At 52.6% G+C, this 3,892-nt stretch carries 4 protein-coding genes; all 4 read right to left on the minus strand.

Annotated elements, in window-relative coordinates:
• Positions 1-167: 167 nt before the first annotated feature.
• Entirely contained in the window at positions 168-398 is a 231-nt protein-coding gene (locus tag WG929_RS20750; RefSeq protein WP_416207591.1) for a transposase, read from the minus strand.
• A 609-nt stretch (positions 399-1,007) separates the two neighbouring features.
• Positions 1,008-1,955 carry a ketopantoate reductase family protein gene (locus tag WG929_RS20755; RefSeq protein ID WP_416207592.1) on the minus strand — a complete coding sequence of 316 codons (948 nt, stop codon included), beginning with the start codon at positions 1,953-1,955 and terminating at the stop codon, positions 1,008-1,010.
• A gap of 41 nt (positions 1,956-1,996) precedes the next feature.
• Positions 1,997-2,788, minus strand: coding sequence for an SDR family NAD(P)-dependent oxidoreductase (locus WG929_RS20760; RefSeq protein WP_416207593.1), 792 nt, complete (start codon positions 2,786-2,788; stop codon positions 1,997-1,999).
• Positions 2,789-2,904: 116 nt separating this feature from the next.
• Complete coding sequence (gene dmpH, locus WG929_RS20765; protein WP_369855744.1) at positions 2,905-3,699, minus strand: 2-oxo-3-hexenedioate decarboxylase; 795 nt, start codon at positions 3,697-3,699, stop codon at positions 2,905-2,907.
• Between the last annotated feature and the right edge of the window lie 193 nt (positions 3,700-3,892).

The raw sequence follows: 3,892 nt of genomic DNA on the forward strand, positions 1-3,892 counted from the left end.
AACCCTAGGCGAACCGTCATTTTCATCAGTGTCTTTAAACCGTCCTCGCCGAGACGTCGGCGGAAACGCCCGAACGTGATGGAATCAATCGGTGGTCGATGTTGGAAATACTGCTCGCCGCGAAGTGCTGCCAGTAGGGGTTTTCTACCCAGCGGGCGATGCAGTGTTCATCCGATAGCGCGTAGATGTGTTTGAGGAGTCAGGCCAATCATTAATCGGGACGATGATCCAGGGCGTCCGTTGTCTGTGCAGTAAAAACTCTGACAGTGACGCTCCAGTTCAGCCCAGTCGATACGTTGACTGAGCTGAACGAGTTCATGCCTGGGGTCGATTAGGTCAAGCAGCTCCGGGCGCAGGAAATCTTTCTGTTTATCGTGCTGTTTGTCCTTGGGAGTCATGGCGATCTACCAGATTTTGATATCGTAATATGATTTTACTAGTAGAAAGTCTGGCCGCAACAGGCGTGTAAGGCTGTTGAATGCTGGCGTCGAAGGTGTTGCAGGGACGACTACATACTTGACAAATACGACTAAATAGACTTATTTAGCGAAATTTTCCCAAGAAAATTTGTTTAGAAATCAACAACAGTCGATAAATCAGTGAATATAAAAAATACCAGTCAAACTGCATCAATGGCGTACATGAGCCAACATCTGGCGGTGAATTAAATTGACAGTAGAATAATGGGTCAGCTGACGATCATGGTGCGCTTCAAAGCCTGGGACAGATAGACAAAAGAGCAGATCTAACAATAACCGCGCTCGCCATTACGGTGGCAAAAACCAACCAAAAATGCTCATTTATCGCTCATAAACGGCGCTTTTTCGTCGATTTTTGCCTTGCACCTTCATCGCTCGCTACATTTTTAGATACATCTAAACGCTCCACCACAGGGCTGATTGTTCCAGCTCTGTAACAATCATGCAGGAAAAATGGCAGCAGAAGACACGGACTCAGGAAATCGGAGGTGAGAGATAAATAGGCAGATTGCAGAAATAACGGTTGTACTATACCCCGTGCACCAGACTGGTCAGCAGTAACCGGTGAATGCGTTCCGTCGTTTGTGCCGGTTGCCCGGCCTGACGGCAATGCTCAATCACCGGCAAGCAGATTTCATCCACTTCCAGTGGCCGTCCCTTCTCCCGGTCGACCAGCATGGAGGTTTTGATGTCGTCAAATTCCGAGATCAACCGGAACATGTCGGCGGCATCCTGTGCTGTAAGGCCAACGTCGAGTTGCTGGGCCGCACGCACGGTTTCCGCCATCATCTCACGCACGATTTCTTTTAATACCGGATCCTGGGTCATCGAACGGGTGGTCAGCCAGGTCAGTGCCGACAGCGGATTAACACCGTTATTGATCACCAGCTTACGCCACAATGCTTGCTGGATATCGTCACTGAGCGTACAGGGAATCGCGGCTGCAACAAACGCCGCTTGCCACCGCAACAAATGCGCCTGCCAGTCGGGATTGCGGCGACTATCGGGCCATGCGCCCATTTCAATCTGTGCCACGCCCGTTGCCTCCACCTGCCCTGGCGCTACGATGTGGCCACCAATACGTACGGCCAACCCGCCCAGCGTTCTGCCGCTGCCAACCACGTCGGCGATCAGCGGTTCATTACCCACACCGTTTTGCAACGACAATAGCGGCGTACTTGCCGCCGCCAGCCAGTTCGCCAGCTCCGCCATCATGCTGGCGGTGACCGTGGCCTTGGCGGCCAGGATAATCAGATCAAAGTCGGCGCAGCGATAGTCAGACATCAGCGCGGGCATATCACAGGCGGATACCGGGGCAGCAAACTCAAACTGCGGGTGTATGACCTTTAACCCTTGAGTTTGCATGGCCCGAAGATGAGCGCCACGGGCAACCAACACCACGTGGTGCCCGGCATCCATCAGCCGGGCTGCGTAATAACAGCCAATACCACCAGCCCCAAGAATCAGCACTTTCATTGTTTTACACCCGACCTGACGGTTGTTTCATCACTCGGTGGTCAAACCGCTGATCGCACCACGCCACCGTCCACCCGTAATGCTGCACCGGTCGTGGCCGAAGCCAGCGGACTACAAATATAAGCCACCATGGAGGCGACCTCGCGGGGGTCGGCAAAGCGCTTGATCAACGACGATGGACGCACCTTTTCGAAAAATTCCTGTTCAAACTGCTCGAAGGTTTTGCCTTCGTTTTTAGCCAGCTCGTTAACAAAGTCTACCACGCCACGGGAGCGGGTTGGCCCCGGCAGTACGCTGTTAACGGTGATGCCAGTTCCGGCCAGAGATTCCGCCAAACCTCGGGATACCGCCAGCTGGGCCGTTTTGGTCATGCCATAATGAATCATTTCAGCCGGGATCTGCAGCGCACTTTCACTGGAGATAAACACAATACGTCCCCAGTCCTGCTGCTTCATCCCCGGCAAATACAAACGACTCAGACGCACACCGCTCATGACATTGACCTCGTAAAAACGAAACCAGTCTGCATCAGTAATATCGGCAAATTCGGCGGGTTCAAAAATTCCCAGGCTGTTGACCAGAATATCCACCTGCGGGAATTGTTCAGCCAATTGTTCAATTGCTGCGGCATTGGTCAGATCACCGGCAAAACCCAGCAACTCACCACTGACACGGGGGGTCAGCTCGGTAATCGCCGCCTCGACCGCTGCCGTGGTACGGCCATTAATAATGACGCGGGCACCTTCCGCCGCCAGGGCTTCGGCAATCGCAAAACCGATACCTGCGGTGCTGCCGGAGACCAGCGCCAGCTTGTCTGTTAATTGCAAATCCATGTCGAGACCTCAGGGAGAAGTGAGTAGAAACCTGAACGCAGAAAACGGCCGCCAAGCGACCGTTTTAAAACCAACAGCGTAGAGGGGACATCTAAAAATGTGCCCTATAAAACGGATCAGCCAAAACGACCTGTAATCGTGCCCATGCCCTGATAACGGACACTGAAATTATCACCCTTCTTGCACTGGATCGCAGCGGTAATACCACCGGTCATAATGAAGGTGCCTGCCGGAATTTCTTCACCGCGTTCACCAAACATATTCGCCAGCATGGCAACCGACGCCGCCGGGTGGCCCAGTACCGCAGCACCGGCACCGGTGGCGATGACTTCGCCATTGATTTCCATCACCACACCAAAGTTTTTCAGATCGACGTTTTCTACACGCTGCATCTGGCCACCGGTAATAAACCGGGTAGACGATGAGTTATCCGCAATCACACTCTTCAGATCAAATTTGAAATCCTTGTAACGGGAATCAATGATCTCAACCGCCGGCAAGACAAAATCCGTTGCCGCCAGTACGTCGGCAATAGTGATCCCCGGGCCTTTCAATGTTTTTTTGGTGACGAAGGCAATTTCAGCTTCGATTTTCGGGTGAATCAATTCATCGGTCTTGATTTCACCGCCGTCTGGCACGGTGAAGTAATCACACAGGAAACCGTAACATGGATGTTCAACGCCCATCTGCGCCATTTTGGCCCAGCTGGTCAGGCCCATTTTCAGGCCGACGATCTTGTGGCCTTTTTCTTCCTTGCGACGACGCAGTTCCCACTGGATATCAAAGGCATCCTTGTAGGTCATTTCCGGGTAGTCATCCGTCAACTTGGTGACTTCATAACGCTCAAGTTCTGCTTTTTCCAGATGCGCAGCCGCAGCGGCGATCTGTTCTGCATTCAGGTTATTGCTCATGATCTGTGTTCCTTATCTGTGTGTTCACATCGGATAACGCCTTCGGCTTGTTTATCCGATCAGCATTCTTCTGGCTGCCCCGCAGCAGCGTGGCAGCCAGTCCAGCGTTAGCCTTTCGTTTTGTTAGCCTTTGGCTTTGGCCATGGTTAACGCCAGATCTTCAATCATGTCTTCCTGACCACCCACAGTGCCG

It is taken from the genome of Oceanobacter antarcticus, from assembly GCF_044962685.1.
In the GTDB taxonomy this organism is placed as follows: Bacteria; Pseudomonadota; Gammaproteobacteria; order Pseudomonadales; family Oceanobacteraceae; genus Oceanobacter; species Oceanobacter antarcticus.